The organism is Roseospira marina, assembly GCF_014197855.1.
In the GTDB taxonomy this organism is placed as follows: Bacteria; Pseudomonadota; Alphaproteobacteria; order Rhodospirillales; family Rhodospirillaceae; genus Rhodospira; species Rhodospira marina.
On the sequence record NZ_JACIGJ010000006.1, the window covers coordinates 127,875 to 147,806 of the forward strand.

At 67.3% G+C, this 19,932-nt stretch carries 16 protein-coding genes; 8 read left to right on the forward strand and 8 right to left on the reverse strand.

Going from position 1 to position 19,932, the window contains the following annotated elements:
• Positions 1 to 43: 43 nt before the first annotated feature.
• From GGD82_RS09980 to GGD82_RS09995, 4 genes are all read right to left on the reverse strand, one after another.
• Positions 44 to 1,537, reverse strand: a complete 1,494-nt coding sequence (locus GGD82_RS09980) for a RodZ domain-containing protein (protein ID WP_150061521.1) — start codon at positions 1,535 to 1,537, stop codon at positions 44 to 46.
• Positions 1,538 to 1,709: 172 nt separating this feature from the next.
• Complete coding sequence (ptsP, locus tag GGD82_RS09985) at positions 1,710 to 3,974, reverse strand: phosphoenolpyruvate--protein phosphotransferase (protein WP_150061520.1); 2,265 nt, start codon at positions 3,972 to 3,974, stop codon at positions 1,710 to 1,712.
• Positions 3,974 to 5,053 carry an NAD(P)H-dependent flavin oxidoreductase gene (locus tag GGD82_RS09990; protein WP_150061519.1) on the reverse strand — a complete coding sequence of 360 codons (1,080 nt, stop codon included), beginning with the start codon at positions 5,051 to 5,053 and terminating at the stop codon, positions 3,974 to 3,976. The genes ptsP and GGD82_RS09990 overlap by 1 nt, the downstream gene beginning before the upstream one ends.
• Positions 5,054 to 5,146: 93 nt before the next feature.
• Positions 5,147 to 6,379: an aspartate kinase gene (locus GGD82_RS09995; RefSeq protein ID WP_150061518.1), complete on the reverse strand. Its 1,233-nt coding sequence runs from the start codon at positions 6,377 to 6,379 to the stop codon at positions 5,147 to 5,149.
• 242 nt (positions 6,380 to 6,621) lie between these two features.
• Between GGD82_RS09995 and ubiG the strand changes: the two genes are divergently transcribed.
• Positions 6,622 to 7,404, forward strand: coding sequence for a bifunctional 2-polyprenyl-6-hydroxyphenol methylase/3-demethylubiquinol 3-O-methyltransferase UbiG (ubiG, locus tag GGD82_RS10000; RefSeq protein ID WP_150061517.1), 783 nt, complete (start codon positions 6,622 to 6,624; stop codon positions 7,402 to 7,404).
• A 68-nt stretch (positions 7,405 to 7,472) separates the two neighbouring features.
• Here ubiG and GGD82_RS10005 read toward each other — a convergent pair whose 3' ends face one another.
• Together GGD82_RS10005 and GGD82_RS10010 are read right to left on the reverse strand one after the other, a co-directional pair.
• On the reverse strand, positions 7,473 to 8,609 hold the full coding sequence (locus GGD82_RS10005) for a glycosyltransferase family 4 protein (protein ID WP_170284184.1): 1,137 nt from the start codon (positions 8,607 to 8,609) through the stop codon (positions 7,473 to 7,475).
• A 148-nt stretch (positions 8,610 to 8,757) separates the two neighbouring features.
• The gene (locus GGD82_RS10010; RefSeq protein WP_150061515.1) at positions 8,758 to 10,005 is read right to left on the reverse strand and encodes an oligosaccharide flippase family protein; all 1,248 of its coding nucleotides are present in this window, start codon (positions 10,003 to 10,005) and stop codon (positions 8,758 to 8,760) included.
• Between the two features lie 418 nt (positions 10,006 to 10,423).
• Between GGD82_RS10010 and GGD82_RS10015 the strand changes: the two genes are divergently transcribed.
• Genes GGD82_RS10015 through GGD82_RS10025 form a run of 3 tightly spaced genes read left to right on the forward strand, consistent with a single transcriptional unit; the run spans position 10,424 to position 14,029 of the window.
• Positions 10,424 to 13,312 (forward strand): PAS domain S-box protein, encoded by a 2,889-nt coding sequence (locus tag GGD82_RS10015; protein ID WP_150061514.1) that lies wholly within the window; start codon positions 10,424 to 10,426, stop codon positions 13,310 to 13,312.
• Positions 13,302 to 13,691, forward strand: coding sequence for a response regulator (locus GGD82_RS10020; RefSeq protein WP_150061513.1), 390 nt, complete (start codon positions 13,302 to 13,304; stop codon positions 13,689 to 13,691). Before GGD82_RS10015 ends, GGD82_RS10020 begins: the two co-directional genes overlap by 11 nt.
• Positions 13,691 to 14,029, forward strand: coding sequence for an Hpt domain-containing protein (locus tag GGD82_RS10025; RefSeq protein ID WP_150061512.1), 339 nt, complete (start codon positions 13,691 to 13,693; stop codon positions 14,027 to 14,029). Before GGD82_RS10020 ends, GGD82_RS10025 begins: the two co-directional genes overlap by 1 nt.
• 97 nt (positions 14,030 to 14,126) lie before the next feature.
• On the opposite strand, the gene GGD82_RS10030 is transcribed toward GGD82_RS10025, so the two are convergent.
• Both GGD82_RS10030 and GGD82_RS10035 read right to left on the reverse strand, forming a co-directional pair.
• Positions 14,127 to 14,363, reverse strand: a complete 237-nt coding sequence (locus GGD82_RS10030; RefSeq protein ID WP_150061511.1) for a hypothetical protein — start codon at positions 14,361 to 14,363, stop codon at positions 14,127 to 14,129.
• A 24-nt stretch (positions 14,364 to 14,387) separates the two neighbouring features.
• Positions 14,388 to 15,095 (reverse strand): ABC transporter transmembrane domain-containing protein, encoded by a 708-nt coding sequence (locus tag GGD82_RS10035; protein ID WP_150061510.1) that lies wholly within the window; start codon positions 15,093 to 15,095, stop codon positions 14,388 to 14,390.
• Between the two features lie 725 nt (positions 15,096 to 15,820).
• Between GGD82_RS10035 and GGD82_RS10040 the strand changes: the two genes are divergently transcribed.
• The 4 genes from GGD82_RS10040 (at position 15,821) to GGD82_RS10055 (ending at position 19,879) form a co-directional block, all read left to right on the forward strand.
• The gene (locus GGD82_RS10040; protein WP_150061509.1) at positions 15,821 to 17,320 is read left to right on the forward strand and encodes an alkaline phosphatase; all 1,500 of its coding nucleotides are present in this window, start codon (positions 15,821 to 15,823) and stop codon (positions 17,318 to 17,320) included.
• Between the two features lie 94 nt (positions 17,321 to 17,414).
• Positions 17,415 to 17,855, forward strand: a complete 441-nt coding sequence (locus tag GGD82_RS10045) for a hypothetical protein (protein WP_150061508.1) — start codon at positions 17,415 to 17,417, stop codon at positions 17,853 to 17,855.
• Positions 17,856 to 17,858: 3 nt separating this feature from the next.
• On the forward strand, positions 17,859 to 18,566 hold the full coding sequence (locus GGD82_RS10050) for an ATP-binding cassette domain-containing protein (protein ID WP_150061507.1): 708 nt from the start codon (positions 17,859 to 17,861) through the stop codon (positions 18,564 to 18,566).
• A complete protein-coding gene (locus GGD82_RS10055) occupies positions 18,566 to 19,879 on the forward strand; it encodes an FtsX-like permease family protein (RefSeq protein ID WP_150061506.1) in 1,314 nt (437 codons plus the stop codon). The genes GGD82_RS10050 and GGD82_RS10055 overlap by 1 nt, the downstream gene beginning before the upstream one ends.
• Positions 19,880 to 19,932: the final 53 nt, after the last annotated feature.

A 19,932-nucleotide genomic window follows, 5' to 3' on the forward strand; every position in this document is an offset into this window, starting at 1 on the left:
GCGCACGGCGCGCACGGTCCCTGGTATAAGGCGACGGCCGGGGTCAGTTCAAGGCGGACGGCGACAGACGGACGCCGTTGCGCGGTGCGCCGACGGGACCGATGTTGCGCACGCGCCGTCCGTCCACATAGACCTCAAGCCCCCCCGCGTTGCTGGTGTTGAGGGCGTAGGTACCGTCGCCGGGCACCGCATAGACGTCGCCCCGCCGCAGCAGGCGGCGCACCACCAGCTCGCCGCCCTGCCGCAACTGGATCCAGGAATCCTGGTTGGCGCGCAGAACGATGCGCGAGGCGCCAGCGGCCTGGGCCACGTCCGACGGCGCGGCGCGCCCGACGTAGGCCGGCGGCGGGTCCTCGGCGGCCGGCTCTTCGGCGGCTTCGGTCGCCTCGGGCGTCGGCACCTCGGGCGGCTCCGTCGTCGCCGTGTCGGGGGTTTCAGGCTCCGGAAGGGTCGGCACGGCGTCAGCCGTCGCCTCGGCCGGCTCGGCTGGTGTCTCAGCCGGTGTCTCGGGAGCGACCGCGTCCGCCGCCTCAACGGGCGCATCCGCCGAGTCGCTTGGAGACTCGGCGCCCCCCGAAGGCGCAGGCTCCTCGGCCGTATCGGTCATCGGATCCGCAGACGCATCGGGCCCCGCGTCGCTGACCGCCGGTTCGGGGGGCGCGGGCGGAACCGGTCGGCCGTTGTCCGTCACCGCACGGCCCGGGACCTCGCCGCCCCGGCCATCACCAACGGGGCCTTCACCAACGGCGCCCTCCCCGTCTTGGACCGCATCGGGGACCGCATCGGGGACAGGGTCGATCGTCGCATCGTCGCCGTCCTCGGTGGCATCCTCAGCGGCGTCGGGCGTGGTCGGGCTCAAGGCGGCAAGCCCGCCGGTCGGCGCGTCCGCTGCCGGTGGGGTGGTAGTCTGCCCCTGGGGCGTGCCGGGCGCCTGCTGCGTGCCATCGGCGCCCCGCGTGCTCTCGCCTGGGATGGTCTGCCCCGCCGGATCCGTGCCGGGTGTGGCGTCGGGTGCCGTCTCCGGCGCGGGCGCCTCGGGCCCCGACGTGGTGTCGTCGTCGCTGCCGATCAGTTCGGCGAGTTGCGCCGGGATCTCGGGAATCAGCTCCGCGATCGACGTGTTGCTGGACGACATCCAGTACCACACGCCATACGCGCATCCGGCCAGTATCAAGGCGACGAGCAGAAGCGCCCCGGCGGGCACGCCGCTGTCATTGGCGGGGGACGGGAAGTCCAAGTGCGGGGCGGCGCTTCGGGGGGCGGGACCGTCCTTGTGGCGACGCACGATCTCTTCGGCGTCGAGCCCGAGGTATTCCGCGTAGGCCCGGATGAAGCCGACAACGTACGTGGATCCCGGCAGGTCTTCGAAATGGCCGGCCTCTATCGCCAAAAGATGGTGATACTTGATCCGCAAGTCGTCAGCGACAATGCGTAGATCCTGACCCGATCGGAGCCTGGCTTCCTGGAGCAGGACTCCCACATGATCGGTCGGGATGAACTCAGAGTTCGGATTCAGCCTTTCCGCCGAGTTGGCCAAAGTCGGTTTCCTCGTCAGCTTGTCGCGCGGGGCGGTCCTGGGGGCGGCGTTCTGGTGCGACAGCCGCCGAACCGCCTCAGCCTATCTGAGGTATACCGTACCAGCCCGGAAGACGAAAAGCCTTTCCGTTTGGGCCGGAATTCCGCCAGACGCCGCGGGGTGTCCGCGCGACCTAGTCGATTTTGATGCCATGGTCGCGCGCGAAGGCCCGCAGCGCCCGGCGCGGGTTCGGATCCGAGGACTCGACCAGTGCGTTGACGTAGCGCTTGACCTCGCCGAAATCCATGGAGCGCAGCATGTGCTTCACCGGCCCGATGCCCGGCGCGGCCATCGACAGGCTTCGGAATCCCAGTCCGATCAAGGTCATCGCCTCCAGCGGTCGCCCCGCCATTTCGCCGCATACGGTCACCGGCTTGCCGGCCGCGTCGCACTGCTCGCGCACCTGCCGGAGCAGGCGCAACACCGGCACCGACACCGTGTCGTAGCGCGAGGAAACGCGGGGATTGCCGCGATCCGTGGCGAACAGGAACTGAAGCAGGTCGTTGCTGCCGACCGACACAAAGTCCACCTTCCGCAACAATTCCGGGAACTGATACAGCAGCGCCGGCACCTCCAGCATGGTTCCCACCCGAATGGCGCTGGGCAAGGCCCCGCCGCGCGCGCGCTCGCGGGCCACCTCGACGTCCAGCAGCCGCCGCGCCTGTTCGAACTCCGCCACCGTGGCGATCATCGGAAACATCATGTCCAGATCCGCGCCCGCGCTGGCGCGCAGCAGCGCGCGCACCTGGGCACGCAGCACCGCCGGGCGGTCCAGCGTGATCCGGATGGAGCGCCAGCCCATCGCCGGATTGTCCTCGCCGTCGCTGCTCCAGTACGGCAGCAGCTTGTCCCCGCCCACGTCCAGGGTACGGAACACCACCGGCCGGCCGGCCGCCTGGTCCCGGATCTTCTGGTACAGAACCGTCTGCGTCGCGACGTCGGGCAGGCTGGGCCGGGCCATGAACGGCAGTTCGGTCCGGTACAAGCCAACGCCCATGGCGCCGGTATCCTCCAGATGGCCCATGTCCATCAGCAGGCCGGCGTTCATCAGGATCCGAACCGGCACACCGTCCCGGGTCTCGAACGGCCGGTCCCGCTCCGCCAGATAGGCCTGGCGGCGGGCCTGCCGCGAGGCGACGCTCTCGCTGAAGGTCTCGCGCAGATCGTCGCTCGGCCGGACGAAAATCTGCCCGTTGCCGGCGTCCAGCGCCACGGTGTCGAAGGGCGCGATGCGGCTGAACACGCCGTCAAGCCGGCCGATGACCGGTATATCGAGCGCCCGCGCCACGATCACGGCGTGCATGGTGGGCGCGCCTTCCTCCATCAGCACGCCGCGCACAAAGCCCCGGGGGTAGTCCAGAAGCTCCGCCGGTCCGAGCGACCGGCAGATCAGGATCGTGTCCTCGGGCAACTCACCCTGGGCCGAGGTCATGCCCTGCCCCGTCAGGTGCAACAACAGCCGGTTCGCCAAATCCTCCAGGTCGTGCAACCGCTCGCGGATATAGGGATCGCTAGCCTGGGCCAAGCGCACCTTCATGTCGTCGTCCACCTTGCGGACGGCGGCCTCGGCCGTCAGGCCGGAGCGGATGGCGTCGGAGATGCGCGACACCCACCCGGCGTCGTCGGCGAACATCCGGTAGGCTTCCAGAACCTCGCGGTAGTCGCCACTCAGGTCGACATGGGTCTGAATCAACTCGTCCAGGGACTGGCGCAACGCCTTCAGCGCCTCGCGCAGACGGCGGAGCTCCTCCTCCGGATCGTCGCTGATCAGGCGCTCGATATGCACCTTAGGCCGGTGATAGACGGCGGTGCCGATGACCGCGCCCGGGTTCAGCGCCAGCCCCTCCATCCGGAACGGCAGCACCGCGTTGCCGGTAACAGGCCCCAGTTCGTCGCGCGGAATCAGGTCGGTGCCGGCCAGCAGCTCGGCCAGCACCATGGCCACCGTCTCCAGCGTCTCGACCTCGATGTCCTGATAGGCACGCCGGTCGCGGTTCTGCACCACGAGCACACCGATCACCTGCCCGCCCCGGATCATCGGCACGCCCATGAGCGAGGCGTAGACGTCCTCGCCGGTTTCCGGGCGGTAGGCGAAGCTGGGATGGTCCCACGCATTGGGGGCGTTCAGCGGGCGGGCGCGGGCGGCGATCTCGCCCACCAAGCCCTCACTGACCCGCAGACGGGTGACGTGAACGGCGGTCTGCGACAGGCCCTCGGTCGCGAACAGCTCCAGGACCTCGCCCGCGCGCATCACGTAGCATGAGCACACGTCAGAGCGGAGTTCCTCGGCGATCAGACGGACCGTGCGGTCAAGACGCTCCTGCACCGTGCCGCCGCCGGCCATGTATTCCCGCAGGCGCCCCAGCAGGCGCCGGCCCGTGGCGTCCGAGAAGGGCATCAGGGAACGGGATCGGCAAGCGGACGGTCGGGGGCCGGCGCCGCCGTGACGCCGGTCGATCGCTGGGCCAGCGCGGCTTCGGCCTGGGTCACCAACGTCTCGATGATGACCCGGGTGGGCAGTTCCTCCTTCACAAGGCCGACACTCTGGCCCGCCATGAGGGATCCGTTCTCCACGTCGCCGTCGATCACGGCGCGGCGCAGCGCGCCGGCCCAGAAGTGCTCGATTTCAAGCTGGGCGGTCTTCTGGTCCATCTCGCCGGCCTGGAAGCGGCCAATCACATCGCGCTGGGTCTGCATGAACAGATCCGTGCCCTTGTTGCGCAGCGCGCGCACCGGAATCACCGGGAATCGCGGATCGACCTGCACCGTCGGCATGGCGTCGCGGGCGTTCGCCTTGATGAAGGCGGCCTTGAACTTCGGATGCGCGATGCTTTCGGTCGCGCAAACGAAATGGGTGCCGAGTTGCACACCGGCCGCGCCCATCTCCAGATAGGACACGATGGCCTCGCCCCGGCCGATGCCGCCGGCCACGAACACGGGTACGATCTCGCCGACCGCGGGCAGGATCTCCTGGGCCAGCACGCTGGTCGAAACCGGACCGATGTGGCCGCCGGCCTCCGTGCCCTCAATGATGAGGCCGTCGACACCCGACTTGATCAGCTTGCGCGCCAGGGCCGTGGCGGGCGCGAAGCACAGCACCTTGGTCCCGCCGTCCTTCAGCGTGCGGATCGACGGCCCCGACGGCAGACCACCGGCGAGCACAACATGGCCGACCTCCAGCCGCAGGCAGACGTTGATCAGGGCGTCGAGCTGCGGGTGCATCGTGATCAGGTTGACGCCGAAGGGCTTGCTGGTCAGGGCTTGCGTCGCCTCGATCTCCGCCGTCAGAAGCTCGGGCGTCATGGACCCACAGGCCAGCACACCGAACCCGCCGGCGTTGGAGATGGCCGCCACCAAATTGCGCTCCGACACCCAGGACATGGCCCCGCCCATGATGGCGGTCTCGGTGCCGAGAAGGGATCGGCCGCGCGCCCAGAGGCGGTCAAGGTGCTGACGCGGGGTCTCGGTGGCGATCATGGCGGTGGGTCCGGCAGTGGGGTCAGCAGACGGAGAAGAGAGGGCGGCGCGGCCGCCCCGCAACGTCGGATACCAAGCGTCGGCCGCGCGGCGTTAAGCGGCGTCCAGCCCGTAGGCGGTGTGCAGCGCGCGCACGGCCAGCTCGGTGTACTCCTCGGAGATCAGAACGCTGATCTTGATTTCCGAGGTCGTGATGACCTGGATGTTGATGCCCCGGTCGGCCAGCGCCTTGAACATGGTCTGGGCGACGCCGGCGTGGCTGCGCATGCCGACGCCGATGACCGAGACCTTGACGACCCCGCTGTTGGAGGCGAGGGCCTGATAGCCCAGTTCGTCGCGCCGGTCTTCCAGCAGCTTGACGGCCTTGTCCACGTCCCCCGTGGGCACGGTAAACGTCAGGTCCGTCGACTTGCCGTCGTCCGACACGTTCTGGACGATCATGTCCACGTTGATGTTGCCCTCGGCCAGCGGGCCGAAGATGCGCGCCGCCACGCCGGGCAGGTCCGACACCTTGGTCAGGGTGACCTTGGCTTCGTCCCGGCTGTAGGTGATCCCGCTGACAAGTTCCTTTTCCACGATCTCGTCCTCGCCGCAAACCAGGGTTCCGGGCACGGTCCAGTATTCGGGCCAGCTGTGGCGCACCTGAACCCGCACGCCGTGCTTCATTGCCATTTCCACCGAGCGCGTCTGAAGCACCTTGGCCCCCTGGGAGGCCATCTCCAGCATCTCCTCATAGGTGACGCGGTTCAGCTTGCGCGCTTTCGGCACGATGCGCGGATCGGTCGTGTAGACCCCGTCCACGTCGGTGTAGATGTCGCAGCGCTCGGCCCCCAGCGCGGCCGCCAGGGCCACCGCGGAGGTGTCGGAGCCGCCGCGCCCCAATGTCGTGACGCGGCCGTCGGCATCGCCGATCCCCTGGAAGCCGGCCACCACCGCGACCTGCCCCTGTCCCATCCGCTGGATCAGATCCTCGGTCTGGATGTCCAGGATGCGGGCGCGGCCGTGCGCCACGTCGGTGCGCACCGGAATCTGCCAGCCCATCCAGGAGCGCGCCTCCACCCCCAGGTCCTGCAACGCCATCGCCAGAAGCCCGATGGTCACCTGCTCGCCGGTGGAGACGACCACGTCGTATTCGCGCGCGTCATACAGGGGCGCGACCTCGCGACACAAACCGACCAGCCGGTTGGTGTCGCCGGACATGGCCGAGACCACCACCGCGACCTCGTTTCCGGACTCCACCTCGTCCGCGACCCGTCGGGCCACGGATTTGATGCGCTGGATGTCGCCGACCGAGGTGCCGCCGAACTTCATCACAATACGCGCCATGGCCGGCCTGATCCCTGTCTGTCCGTTCTGCAATGGAGCCCGCGCGGGCCGGCGGAGCGCCGGGCCCGGCGCCGTTGCGGGCGATCCGGTTGCCGCCGCTCGCGTATCCCTGTACATCGGCCTGTACAGCGGAGCGCGGGTCGGGGCCGTCGGGCGGCCTCTTCATACCCGCTCCCCCGACCGGAGGCAAGGCCGCCCGCCGCCTCCGCACCGCAGCCCCTTGCCCGGAGACCGCCGCCGCCATGACCGACGCCGCCCCCGCCCCCGCCCCCGCTCCGTCCACCTCCGCTCCCGCAAGCTCCGCGGTCGAGGCAGAACTGGCGAAGTTCGCCGCCATGGCCGATACGTGGTGGGATCCGGAGGGCCTGTTCAAGCCGCTGCATGTCTTCAATCCGACGCGGCTGGCCTATATTCGCGACCATGCCGCCGCGCGGTTCGGCCGCGACGTCACCGGGCGCCAGCCGTTCGCGGGGCTCCGCCTGCTCGACATCGGGTGTGGCGGCGGCCTGCTGTGCGAGCCCATGGCGCGCCTCGGCTTTGAGGTGACCGGCATCGACGCGACCGAGAAGAACACCAAGATCGCCGCCGTGCACGCGGAGTCGAGCGGTGTCGACGTGACCTACCGCTGCGCCACACCCGAAGCGCTGCTGGGCGAGGGCAAGATGTATGACGTCGTCCTGACCATGGAGGTCGTGGAGCACGTCGCCGACGTCGACGCCTTTCTCGCAAGCTGCGGCGCGCTGGTGAAGCCGGGCGGCCTGCTGATCGGGGCCACGCTGAACCGGACCGTAAAGGCGCTGGCGCTGGCCAAGTTCGGCGCCGAGTACGTGCTGCGCTGGCTGCCCAAGGGCACCCACGACTGGAAGAAGTTCGTCAAGCCGTCGGAGTTCGCCGCCGGCCTGCGCGCGGGCGGCCTGACCGTGGACGACCTGTCGGGTATGACCTTCAACCCGCTGGCCGGCACCTGGTCCATCACGCGCGATCTGGACGTGAACTACCTGGTCGCTGCCCATAAGGCCGCCTGATCCGGATCGGCACGCGCCCGATGGCCCCGATCCGGCCCGTTCGGGATCGGGGTCAGGGTCGCGCGGCGTTACCGTCGCGACGTGCCCATGACGTCCGACATGGTCTGGACGATGGGCCCCCAGGTGAAAGCATCCCACTGAGACTCCGCGCGCTGGCGCAGGTCCCGCAGCGCGGCCGGATCGTGCAGGAACGCGCGCAGGCGCTCCGCGACGCGCGCGCCATCAATGGGCAGCGGCTCGGAGACGACGCCGGGATGCGCCCGCAGAGCCTCCGTATGCGGCAGGTCCGACATCCAGCACGGCGTTCCCAGAGTCAGGAACTCGTACACCGACCCGGGCAGGCCTTCCCACTCCGACAGAAGAACCCCGAGATCCGCCCGGCGCATCCGGGTCAGGAGCGCCCGCCGTCCTTCGCCCGTCACAAAGCCGAGCGGCTCGACGAACGCCCGGGCCGGCAGCGCAGACCGGTCCGGGCCGGCGACCACATAGCGTATCCGGCGGCGCTCCGCCTCCGGAAGGCGATCGATCGCCTCAATAACCTTGAACACGCCTTTGCGGGCGGCGTCCTTGCCGACGGTCATGAGCGTCAGGGTCTGATCCGAAGCGGGACGCGGCTCTTGGTGCCCCTCTTGGCGCACCGCCGCAATGTGGTCCGGGCGGATGGTCACACCACGACCAATGACGGCAATCTTATCGCGTGGGACGCCATAATCATCCCGAAGCGCTGCCGCCACCCCTTCATGATATACGAAGAACCCGGCGGCCTCCTTAAAACTCAAACGCTCGCTCTCAAGCAACCGACGCAGGTGATCGGCACCCTTTGTGCCGACGACGGCGCCCCAGTACTGACGCAGTGTGGCATCCAGATAAAAGTAAAGCTTTACGCCCTTATCCCGAACAAGCGTCCGCCCCACATCGCCGACATTCTGCGCAGAGCTTATCACGAGGCTCCCGTCGGGAACGGACGCCGGCGCATCGCGCAAACACCGGTTATGGTAGGCGTCCGAAAACAGGAACCCGGCCCGTCCGCCTCGGTTCTCCACGAGATACCGCAGCACCGTGACGGGCATGTAGCGCGTGCGGATGTAGTTCAGCGGCAGAACCCGCGTATCGGGATCCACATGGTCGCTCGCCGCAAAAGACGCGAGCAGCGCGGAGGCCCGCCCCGAATGAAAGTGCGGATCGTTGCCCCCGTACACATACACCGTTTTCGGCCTCGGCCTGGGCCTCGCCTGCATGACCGTGTCATCCCCTCTCGAACGGACCGCCCCAGACCACCGCGATGCCGGGCCGGCCAGGCCCCGGACTGGACCGGCGTGAGCGCACGGCACCCAGCCCACGGTACCGCACGGATCAACGGCGGGTCATGGATGTTCTGCGCCACACGGCGTACCAGAGGACCATGCAGGTCAGGCCGTAGCTCAAGACCGTCGCCGTCGCCGCGCCCAAGGGCCCCTGCACCTCGCACAAAAGGACGCTGAGGCCGACGTTGCTGACGGCCCCCACCAGGCCGGAGATCATGCCCGGCAGGGTCGCACCCTGTGCCACGTTCAGGCGCGACCCGAAGGTGCTGTACACCGTCAGGCCGGTGGACAGCACATACACGGCCAGGATCAGCCCGCCGGCCGCATAGGCCGGCCCGAAGATCCCCGCCAGCAGGGTGTCGCCCCACAGGGCGCCCACCCCGGAGACGCCCACGGTGCCGACACCGATCAGCACCAGGACCGCCTTCGTGTCCCCCGCGAGCCGGCCCGCCCGCCATTCCCGGATGATGCGGGGGCAGAGAAACGCGGCGAGGACACCGTAGGCCATATTTCCCGCCTCCGCGATCCGCGCGGCCGCCGCATAGGCGCTGAGATCGGCGGCGCCAAAGCGCCAGCCCACGTAGATCTGGTCAAAGCGCATATAGATCGCGATACAGATCGCCTGGACGAGCAGCGGCGCGGCCTTGACCATCACCGGCCCCACACGCGGGTGGCGAACCGGCGGACAGATGCCCCGTCGCAGGCTCGCCCCCAACAGCACAGCGGCGAACAGCAGCCATTCCAGCCCCCAGATGGCCGCGTACCAGACGACATCGGCCTGGAGGACGAACGCAAAGGCCGCCACCAGCGCCGCCACCGCCACGGTGCCGATCCGGATCGGAACATAGGCATCGGGTCGCGAGCGGGCCTGATAGATCGCCCGCAGTGGCTCCGCCGCGGCGCCCAGGACGCGAAGGCCCGCCAGGGCGTACAGATGAAGCAGCAGGGGCCCCGCCAGGACCCACAGGACGGCCAGCGTCGCCATATACAGGCCGGCCCCCGACCCCAACACCACCACGACGCCGGGCCAGTAGAGCCGATTGGAGGCCGAGGGCCGCGAGGCCGCCCGGCCATAGAACAGGCCGGCCAGACCGAGCACGGCCACCGGCGTCTGGACGCCCGCGATGGCGAGCACCAGGGCAAACGCACCGAACGCCTCCACCGACGCGCCGCGCGCCACAGCGATCATGAGGCAGAGCCCGAACACGGCGGGCAAACCCGCGTCGAGGGCGTAGGCCGCCAAGCGCACCAGCGCCGTCGGTGTCACGCGACCGCGGGGAAGTGGGGGGACCGCCATGCGCTTCCTTTTGTATCGCGACCCTTTTTATCGGGGCCCTTTGTATCGCGACCGCCGTCCTCGTGGACGCATGGACGATGAACGCGGCGGAACGCGCGTGCACGCCCGGCCCGACTATAAACCGAACATCCGCCGACGAAAGACGCCGCGGCCCGCGCCGGTAGCCCCCGCTTGGTTAGGACCGGCGGGGTTGGGACCGGCGGGGTTGGGACCGGCACCGCGATGGCGCCAAACCGCGGCGCCGGGCGCCCTGTCAAATAGCGGAACACGACCTTAAAGAGAAAACCCATTCGCATTATAAAGAAAAACCCGAGAAGACGCACCACTTAACAAAAAATGAAGGTTTTTGCCTTTATAATTTATCAAAATCTTTGCGTGCGGCACGCATTCGACACCCATGATATCTTGGGCTTAAGACATGAATGCCTCCTCAGAATCCGCATCGAAGCTTGCACTGTATTCGCGTATTTTTCGCCATCTTTTTGCCGGTAGCTTCATCCTCTCCATCGCCACCTGGGCAGTCATCTGCTGGGTTATCTATTCCCTGGCCGTCGATCGTCATGAATTGGAGCTCAACCTCGCCGTTTCGTTCGCCGACGAGCACTTGGAACGATCGCTGGATGGCCCCATTCTGATTTTGGAGCAAGTCGCGGACCTCGTTCTTCGCTACGGAAGCATTGAGAATATAATAAAAACGCCGCGTGTCTTTGAGAATTACGACGGCATGATGGCGTCGCTTCCGCAGGTATCCTCTGGCCTTGTGCTTATCGATTCGGACGGTCGTATGCACTATGCCTCGGGCGATGTTGTCCCGGACGGCCCTGATTTTTCAGGGCGAGCGTATTTCAAGGCTCATAAATACGAGGGTGTCGACATCTATATCGGGGAAGCGATTTTCTCACGCTTGATAAATGACGAAGTCTTCACAATATCAAAAGAGATTGTTAATGAGCAGGGCCTCTTCCTCGGCCTCGTCGGCGTTGCTGTCGACAGTCATTACTTTATAGGGACCTTCAATCGGTCTCTATCGGATATTATTGGGAACATCGCCCTTATCACAAACCGAGGCGACCTTCTTGTCAACAACTACGGGCGATCCTCCATTAGTGTTCATTTTCCGAAGCCTGCCCCATTTTATGAATTTGTTCCAACAGAAAGCACACGTCAGTACAGCTCGTCTTTTCTAACGGGCGAACAAAGCATTGTACTTTCACGACTAGGCGACCGCTACGACGTATACTCCATTGCAGCCATACCATATTCCCTGATCTTCAAGGAGGTTTTGCCTTCGTTCGCCATCGCAACGGCCATCCTGATCCTTGCGCTTATTTTCATCGGGACCACAGAGCGCTTCGTCTCGCGCGGCCTTCAACGTGAAAAAGCCCTCGACGCCGAATCCCGCCAACTGTCGTCGTTCCGCGAGGCGGTCCTTGAAAACGCCGGCCTGCCGATCATCGTCTGCGACCACGCCGCCGGTATCGTGTTCTTCAATCAGGCTGCGGAACGGCTTCTCGGCTATCCCGTTGCGGACGTGGTCGGTCGCATGAGCCTGTGGGCCATCCTGACTCTCGATCCGCGCCACTACGACCCGGACAGCCATGCGGCGGCGTCTCGATCGACCGACGTCCGGGCGGACGACAACGTACCCTCGGACCTGCGCATGCTCAGCGAAAGCCGACGCGCCCTGGAGGGAGTCTACATCCGCAAGGACGGCTCCACCCTTCCCGTGGTTCTCTCGGTCTCCACGTTGCACCGGGACGAGGGCCGCCCCGGCGGCTATGTGGTGATCGCGCAGGACCGCTCCGGCGAACACAGCGCGGAACGGGCGCTGCGGTTCAGCGAACAGCGGCAACGCGCCATCCTGGACAACATCCTCGACGGCATTTTCACCATCAACGTCAGCGGCGTCGTCTCGTCCATGAACCCCGCCGGGGAACGGATTTTCGGGTACACGCGCGAGGAGGTCCTTGGGCGCAACATCAGCATCCTGATGGACAACACCCACCGCAACAAACACGACGACTACATCCGGCGTTACATGCAAACCGGCGAAGAGCGCATCATCGGGCGGGGACGCGAGGTGCCCGCCCGACGCAAGGACGGCACGGTGTTCCCGGTGGAGCTGTCCGTCTCCCGCGTCGAGTTCGCCGGTCGGGTTATGTTCGTCGGCGTCGTGCGGGATCTGAGCGAAATCAAAAAGGTAGAGCGCCTGAAAGCCGAGTTTGTATCCATCGTCAGCCATGAGCTGAGGACCCCCCTGACCGCCATGCGCGGATCCCTCAACATGGTCAACAGCGAGATGCTCGGGCCGCTGGATCCCGACGTCAAGGAACTGACCGAAATCGCCGAGCAGAGCACCGACCGCCTCATCCGGCTCATCAACGACATCCTCGACGTCGAAAAGATCGGGGCGGGTAAGCTGCAACTGCACTGCGACCTCGTGTCGATCGAGGAGTCGCTGAAACGCGCCCACAAGGACATCGAACCCTACGCGGCGCAGTATGATGTCGCGGTGATCGTGGACATGGCGAGCGACGCGACCGTTTGGGCGGATTTCGACCGGCTTCAGCAGATCATCCTCAACCTCGCCTCCAACGCCGTGAAGTTCTCGCCCCGTGGCGGCACCGTCCGCATGGCGAGCTGGGTCGAGACCCCGGGTTGGATCCGCGTGTCGGTCGAGGACAAGGGACCGGGCATCGCCTTGGAATTCCAGGACCGGATTTTCGAAAAGTTCGCGCAGGCGGATTCGTCGGACCGGCGCGCCAAGGGCGGCACGGGTTTGGGCCTGAACATCACCAAGGCCCTGACCGAACAAATGGGCGGCCACATCGGGTTCGAGAGCGTCCCAGGCGAGGGTGCCACCTTCTACGTCGACTTCCCCCTGCGCGAGGAGCGGCGCGGTCCCACGACGATCCACGCCTTCCACCTGGAGGACAATGAGGCCATCCGCCTGATCGTGGCCCATATGCTGTCGGAACGCGCCCGCATCACCAGCGCCGGCAGCCTGGAGGAGGGCCTGCGCCTTGCCGAGCAGCACACCTATGACGTGGCCATCCTCGACCTCGGGCTGCACGACGGCAACGGCCTGGAGCTTGTGAGCGTCCTTCACGACGGCCAGGGCGGCACCCCGCCGCTCATCATCCTGACCGGCCAGGACGACCTCCCCCCCGACATGCCCCCTACCGCCGCCGTGCTGACGAAGGGCCGGGAAAGCGAACGCGCCATCGTGGAGCGCATCCGGGATGTGATCGACCGCCTGTTCCCGGAGGCGGCCACTCTGAGCAAGGACACCGCGCATGAGTCGTGAACTGCGTCGCATCCTCTATGTCGACGATGAGGTTATGCTCCAGAAGGTCGGCCGCATCGCCCTGGAAAAGTTCGGCGGCTTCGAGGTCCATGTGGCCGGCTCCGGCGAGGAGGCGCTGACCCTGGCACCGGAGTGCGCGCCCGACCTGATCCTTCTCGACGTCATGATGCCGGGGCTCGACGGGCCGGAGACCTTCGCCCGCCTGCGCGCGTTGCCCGCCACGCGGGAGACGCCCGTGGTCTTCATCACCGCCAAGGCCCAACCCGAGGAGGTCGCGCGCTTCAAGGCTCTCGGCGCCCTGGGCGTGATGACCAAGCCCTACGAGCCGCGCGAGTTGGGCAATCACCTCCGCGCCCTGTGGTCCGAGGAGTCCCCGTGATGGACGACGACGACGATCTTCTGGCGGAGTTCCAGCGCGAGTTCGCCGACCGCCTGGATCAGGATGGCGCGGCCATCGCGATGTTGCGACACAGTCTTGGTGGCGCGCCCGACCCGGCGGCCCCGGCCTGGGTCGCACTGGCCTCGATCGCGCACCGCCTGACCGGACGGGGCCAGACCCTGGGGCACGAGACCATCTCGACCGTGGCCCGCCGGGTGGAGACGCTGGCCAACGGAACCGCGCCGGAAGGACTGGCGGACGCCGCCACGCTCGATCCGGCGGTTCAGACGCTCCTGAACGCCATGGCGGCGGTGTCCGCCGAAATTCGCGGAGCGTAAGATTACGGGGCCTTGGGCCGGGGGTGGGCCGCGCGCTACGCCTCGTCCCCGAGAACCGGGACCGGGATCGAGGCCGGCGGAAGCCGGTACGAGGCGATCACCCGCTTGATGGCCCGCCACCGCCGATAGGCCACGGCGTCACGTCCGTCGCGTCGTTCGGGGGCGGCGTTAGGGTCACCTGAACGCGGGACGAGATCTGCACCAGGGTCTGGCTCTGCGCCAGAAAGCGCCCGACGATCAGCGTGCAGGCCGACAGGGCCCCCACCGAGATGGCGCCGCTCAGCACCAGGGTGCTGCCGAAGCCGATGGTCGCGATGGTGGCAAGCTGCACCACCAGGCGGCCGAATTCCGAAAACCGCTAACCGGCCATATAGGCCGTGCCCTGCGCCGCCAGGCGGCGCCGCTGCAGCGCCTCGTACCGGCGCAGCAAAAGCCGCTCGGCGGCCATGATCTTCAGCGCCTGCAACCCGGTCAGGGTCGCGATCAGAAAGTCATAGCGGACATCGTCGGTGTCGGCGGCGGCCTGCAGGGCCCGACGCGACTGCACCCCGGCCGGTAGGGCCGCCACGGCCAGCACCAGAAACCCGACCATCGGCACCACGACCAGCACGCCGCCGAGCACCCAGATCAGGGCCAGGAACGCGAACAGAAACGGAATGTCGTAGACCGGCAGCAGCGCCTGCCCTGAGCCATGGTCGCGCAGGCGGGGGATCGCCGACAGGCGCTCCAGATGACGACCGGGAGAAACCCGCTCGAACGCGGCGAGGTTGGCGGCCAGCAGGTGGCGCGCCGCCGCAACGGTCGTCACGGCCTCGTAGCGCGACGCCACCGGCCCCAGGATTTGGGCGCGGCCGACCTTCAGCAGCGTTTCCAAAGCGAGGGCGGTCCCGACGCCCGACGCCAGAAGCAGCGCGGTCGTCTCCGCCTGATTGGGAATGATTCGGTCGTACACTTTACGGATGAATATTGGCAGCGAGAGCGATAAAATGTTGATCGACAGCGAGGCCACGGCGGCGCGTGAGACATAAGCGGCGCCTCGCATCCGGGAGCGCAAAACGGCCTGCATCGCCCGACTCCTGACCGACCCGAAGTGTATGCCTGGCGCAGAAGAACCCGCATATAGAGCGGACCCTGTCCGCAACCGGCCCCGGATCACGGCACCCCTGGGCTGTGGTGTCACAGGCCCCCGGTGTCATGGTCCCGGCATCCCGCCTGGGAGCCCAACCGACTGAGTGATGGTTTTGCGCGCGTGTGTGCAATCTTTAATGGCTGGAACTGGCAGCCGACGCCACCCGTATACCCATTTCGGGTAAAGTAATCGTATATGATACGCTAACTGCGATAGTACGATGCGATCCTTTGGACCCAGGGCGGCGGTCGTCCGTGCGGGCAAACGCCGCGACGATTGGGCGCATCAGGACGCCCCCGGGACCGCCCGCCCCACGCTCGCCGCATGCCCGGGGCGGTTCACAGAAACTTCTTTTGCCCCCTTTCCCGATCGTTGCCACCCTTTCGCCGGACCGGGGATTACACAGAAAATCCTTCAAGACTCAGGCAGACCACAGTGTCTCGGCACCCGCCTATGGCGCGGAACCGGAAGCATTGTGGGTGCCATGGGGTTATATTGATTTAGGAAGAACGTGGCCCTTGGACTCTCTGTGCAGATCTCTAAAGGAGTACCGCGCATATTGGGGACGTTTATTTCTGTAATACACGTGACGTTTCCTCGGAACGAACACGAGAACCAATCCATCACCTTTCGGACCCATCACATCAGAGGACGAGACGGGTATGTTCCATCGCCTTAGTGTATCCCTGCTCGCGACGGTCGCTATCAGCGGCACGGCGTTCGCTCAGGATGTCGCGCAGTCGGGCAGCCAAATGTACACCGACGCCGAGGCCGCGCTGCAGCAGCGCCTGGGCGAGACGCCCAACACCCACCGCGCCCGGAACGTCATCCTGTTCATCGGCGACGGCAACGGTGTCGCGTCGAACTACATGAACCGCCTGTGGGCGGGCCAGCAGGCGGGCGGCCTGGGCGACGACTACGTGCAGCCGCAGGAAGCCTTCCCCGAGCTGGCGCTGGTGAAGACCTACAACATCAACGCCCAGACCCCGGACTCCGCCCCGACCGCCGGCTCAATGAACACCGGCGTCAAGCAGCGCTTCAACCTGATCAACCTGGGTGAGAACGCCATCACCGAGGATTGCACCACCGAGGCCGACAACGCGCTGACGCTGTTCTCTGAGTTGGTGACCGACGCCGGCAAGTCGGTCGGCATCGCCACCACCGCGCGCCTGACCCACGCCACCCCGGCGGCGGTGTACGCAAAGACCGCGTACCGCAACTGGGAAGGCGACGTGCCGGCCGAGTGCACCAATTCGAAGGACATCGCGACCCAGCTCATCGACGCCATGGAGGCCGGCACGGTCGACGTCGCGCTGGGCGGCGGCGCGCGCTACTTCGTGCCGAAGGGCGTCGAAACCCCGAACGGCGGGTCGGGCCGCCGCGAGAACGACGTCAATCTGATCGAACGCGCCCAGGCGGACGGCATTCAGGTGGTGGCGGATATGGCCGGCCTCGCGGCCGCCGGCACCGACGCGCCGATCCTGGGTCTGTGGAGCGATAGCCACGCCTCCTACGAGGCGGACCGTCCGGAGAGCGAGCCTTCGCTGGCCGACATGACCCAGAAGGCCATCGAGGTCCTCAGCCAGAACGAGAACGGCTTTTACCTTGAGGTTGAGGCGGGCCGCATCGACCACGCCAACCACGCCACCAACGCCAAGCGCGCCATGATCGACGGCAAGGCCTTCGCCGACGCCATCGCCCTGGCCGACGAGATGACGGACGACGCGGACACCCTGATCATCGTCACCGCCGACCATGAGCACGCCATCGCCATGAACGGCTACTGCGGGCGCGGCACCCCGATCGACGGCCTGTGCTACGACGTCGCCAACGAAGGCATCATGCACGCCGATGAGCCGGTGCTGGCCTCCGACGGCAAGCCGTACACCGTGGTGGGCTACCTGAACGGCGCCTCCTCCGTGATGATCGAGCAGGCGGACGGCACCTACACCGCCCCCGAGGGTCGCCCGGAGATCACGCAGGATGAGGCGCAGGACCTGGACTACACCCAGCAGGTCCTGATCCCGAAGAGCTCCGAATCGCATTCGGGCGTGGACGTGGCCCTGTACGCCAAGGGCCCGTGGGCGCACCTGTTCGACGGCACCATCGAGCAGAACTACATCTTCCACGTCATGAACTACGCCGTGAACAACGGCGAATAAGCGCACCCGCATACCTCAGACCGCGGAGGGCTCCCGGGCCCTCCGCACCCGTTTGACGCCGTGTGTTGTTGGACGCTGTTTGACGGAGGCCGCCATGCTCACCCGCCGCGTCTTTCTCGTCGGCACCAGCGCGCTCGTTGGCGCCTGCGCCCTGCCCTGGCAGGCCTCGCGCGCTGCCGAAGCGCCCATCAAGCTGCGCGAGCTGTACAACAAGGACCGCTCGTTCTCCGACCTCGCCCTGGCGAACGAGGGCCGGAGGATCACGGTCGAGGGCTACATGGCGCCGCCCCTGAAGGCCGACGCACGCTTTTTCGTCCTGACCAAGATGCCCATGGCCACCTGCCCGTTCTGCGAGCCGGGCGTCGAATGGCCCCGCACCATCCTGCCGGTCTACACGCGGCGTACCGTCGACGTGGTGCCCTTCAACGTGCCGATCACGGCCACGGGCACGCTGGATCTGGGCGAGTTCACAGACCCCGATACCGGGTTCTGGTCCAAGGTGCGCCTGGGCAACGCCCGCTACGAAAGGACCTGAGGCATGGGATTGTCGCTGCGCGTCGAGGGGCTGGAGGTGCCCGGCCCCGACGGCCGCGTTCTTCTCCGCCTCGACACCCTGTCGCTGCCGGCCGGCGCCCGCCTTGGGGTGCGCGGCCCGTCGGGCGCGGGCAAGTCGACCTTTCTCTACGCCATCGCGGGCCTCATGCACGGCGCCCGGGGCCGCGTCGCGTGGGAGGACACCGATCTGCTGAGCCTGCGGACGGAAGCCCGCACCCGCTTCCGCGCCGAGACCATCGGCATGATCTTTCAGGATTTCCTGCTGTTCGACGAATTGGGCCCGATGGCCAATGCGACGCTGACGGCCATGTTCCATCCCCGCCGCCGCCGCGCGCCGCTGCGCGCCCGGGCCGCGTCCCTGCTCGAGCAACTCGGCCTGCCCGAGACCCCGCGCCCCGTCGCCACGTTTTCCGGCGGGGAGCGCCAGCGCGTGGCCGTGGCCCGGGCGCTGGCGGCGGACGCGCCGGTCCTGCTGGCCGACGAGCCGACCGCCAGCCTGCACCGCGAAGCCGCCGACCGCCTGATCGACGATCTGGCGGAGTTGGCCCGCGCGCGCGGCACCACGCTGGTCGCGGTCAGTCATGACCCGGCGCTGCTGGAGCGGATGGATCAGGTCATCACCCTCCAGGACGGCGGTCTGGTCCCCGAGGACACCGTCGGCGCGGCGAGGACGGCGAGGGAGACCGCGTGATGGAAGACCTCTGGTACCAACTGCCCCCGCTGGCGCAGGACGCGCTCCTCCTCGTGGGCCTTCTGCTGCCGGTGCTGCTGATCGCCGCCATTGTCCTGCGGGGGTACGCACCCGGCCCGTTGATCGGCGCCCTGCTGCGCCGCTTCCGCTGGGCCAACCTCGTCTTCGTGCTGTTGATCGCGCTGTCCGTCGGCATGAGCATCGGCCTGATCGCGCAGGAGCGCGGCTTGCGCATCGGCATGGCGCAGGCCGCCGACAAGTTCGATCTGGTGGTGGCCGCCCCGGGCTCGGAGATGACGATGCTGTTGGCGGCGGTGTTCCTGCAACCGTCCGACGTGCCGCTGCTGTCGGGGGCGACCTACACCGCCATCGCCACCCACGAGAACGTCGAGATCGCCGCGCCGCTGGCCTTCGGCGACAGCTACAAGGGATCGTCGGTGGTCGGAACCATCGCCGATTTCGCGACCTATCTCAGCGACGACCGCATCACCGGCCACCTGTGGACCGACCCGTTCGAGGCGGTGGCCGGCGCCGCCGCGCCGGTGGCGCTTGGGGACACGTTCACGCCCGCCCATGGACACGGCGCCGCCGCCGAACAGGGGGCGCACGAGGGCGTGCGCTTCACCGTGGTCGGCAAAATGGCCCGCACCGGCACGCCGTGGGACACCGCCATCCTGATCCCGATCGAGGCCGTGTGGATGGTCCACGGGCTGGCCAACGGGCATCCGCTGAGCGCGGGCGACCAGATCGGCCCGCCGTTCGATCCCGACCTGTTCCCCGGCACGCCCGCCATCGTGGTCCATACCTCGGCGCTGTGGGCCAACTACGCCCTGAAGTCCGAGTTCAGCCGCGACAACGAGACCATGGCCTTCTTCCCCGGCACCGTGCTCGCCAACCTGTACCGGATCATGGGTGACGTGCGTCAGGCCATGTCGGTGATGTCGGGCCTGACGCAGGTCCTGGTTGCGGCGTCGGTTCTGCTTGGCCTGTCCATCCTGACCCGGTTGTTCCAGCGTCAGACCGCCATGCTGCGGGCCCTGGGGGCGCCGCGCCGCTTCGTCATCGCCGTGATATGGAGCTATGGCGTCACGCTGCTGGCCGCCGGCACCGCGCTCGGTCTTGGGCTGGGCCTGGGTGCCGCCACCCTGCTGTCGTGGCTGGTCACGCACCGCACCGATGTTCTGGTGCAGGCCTCGCTCGGCTGGAACGAGGTCCACCTCGCCGCCGCCTTCCTGGCGATCACCAGCCTGCTGTCCCTGCTGCCCGCGCTGGTCCTGCTGCGCCAGCCGATCACCAACGGGCTGCGCGCCTGAGCCGTCCCGCGCACACCCCGCCCCGCCCTCCTCACAATGAAAGGGTTGTCCGA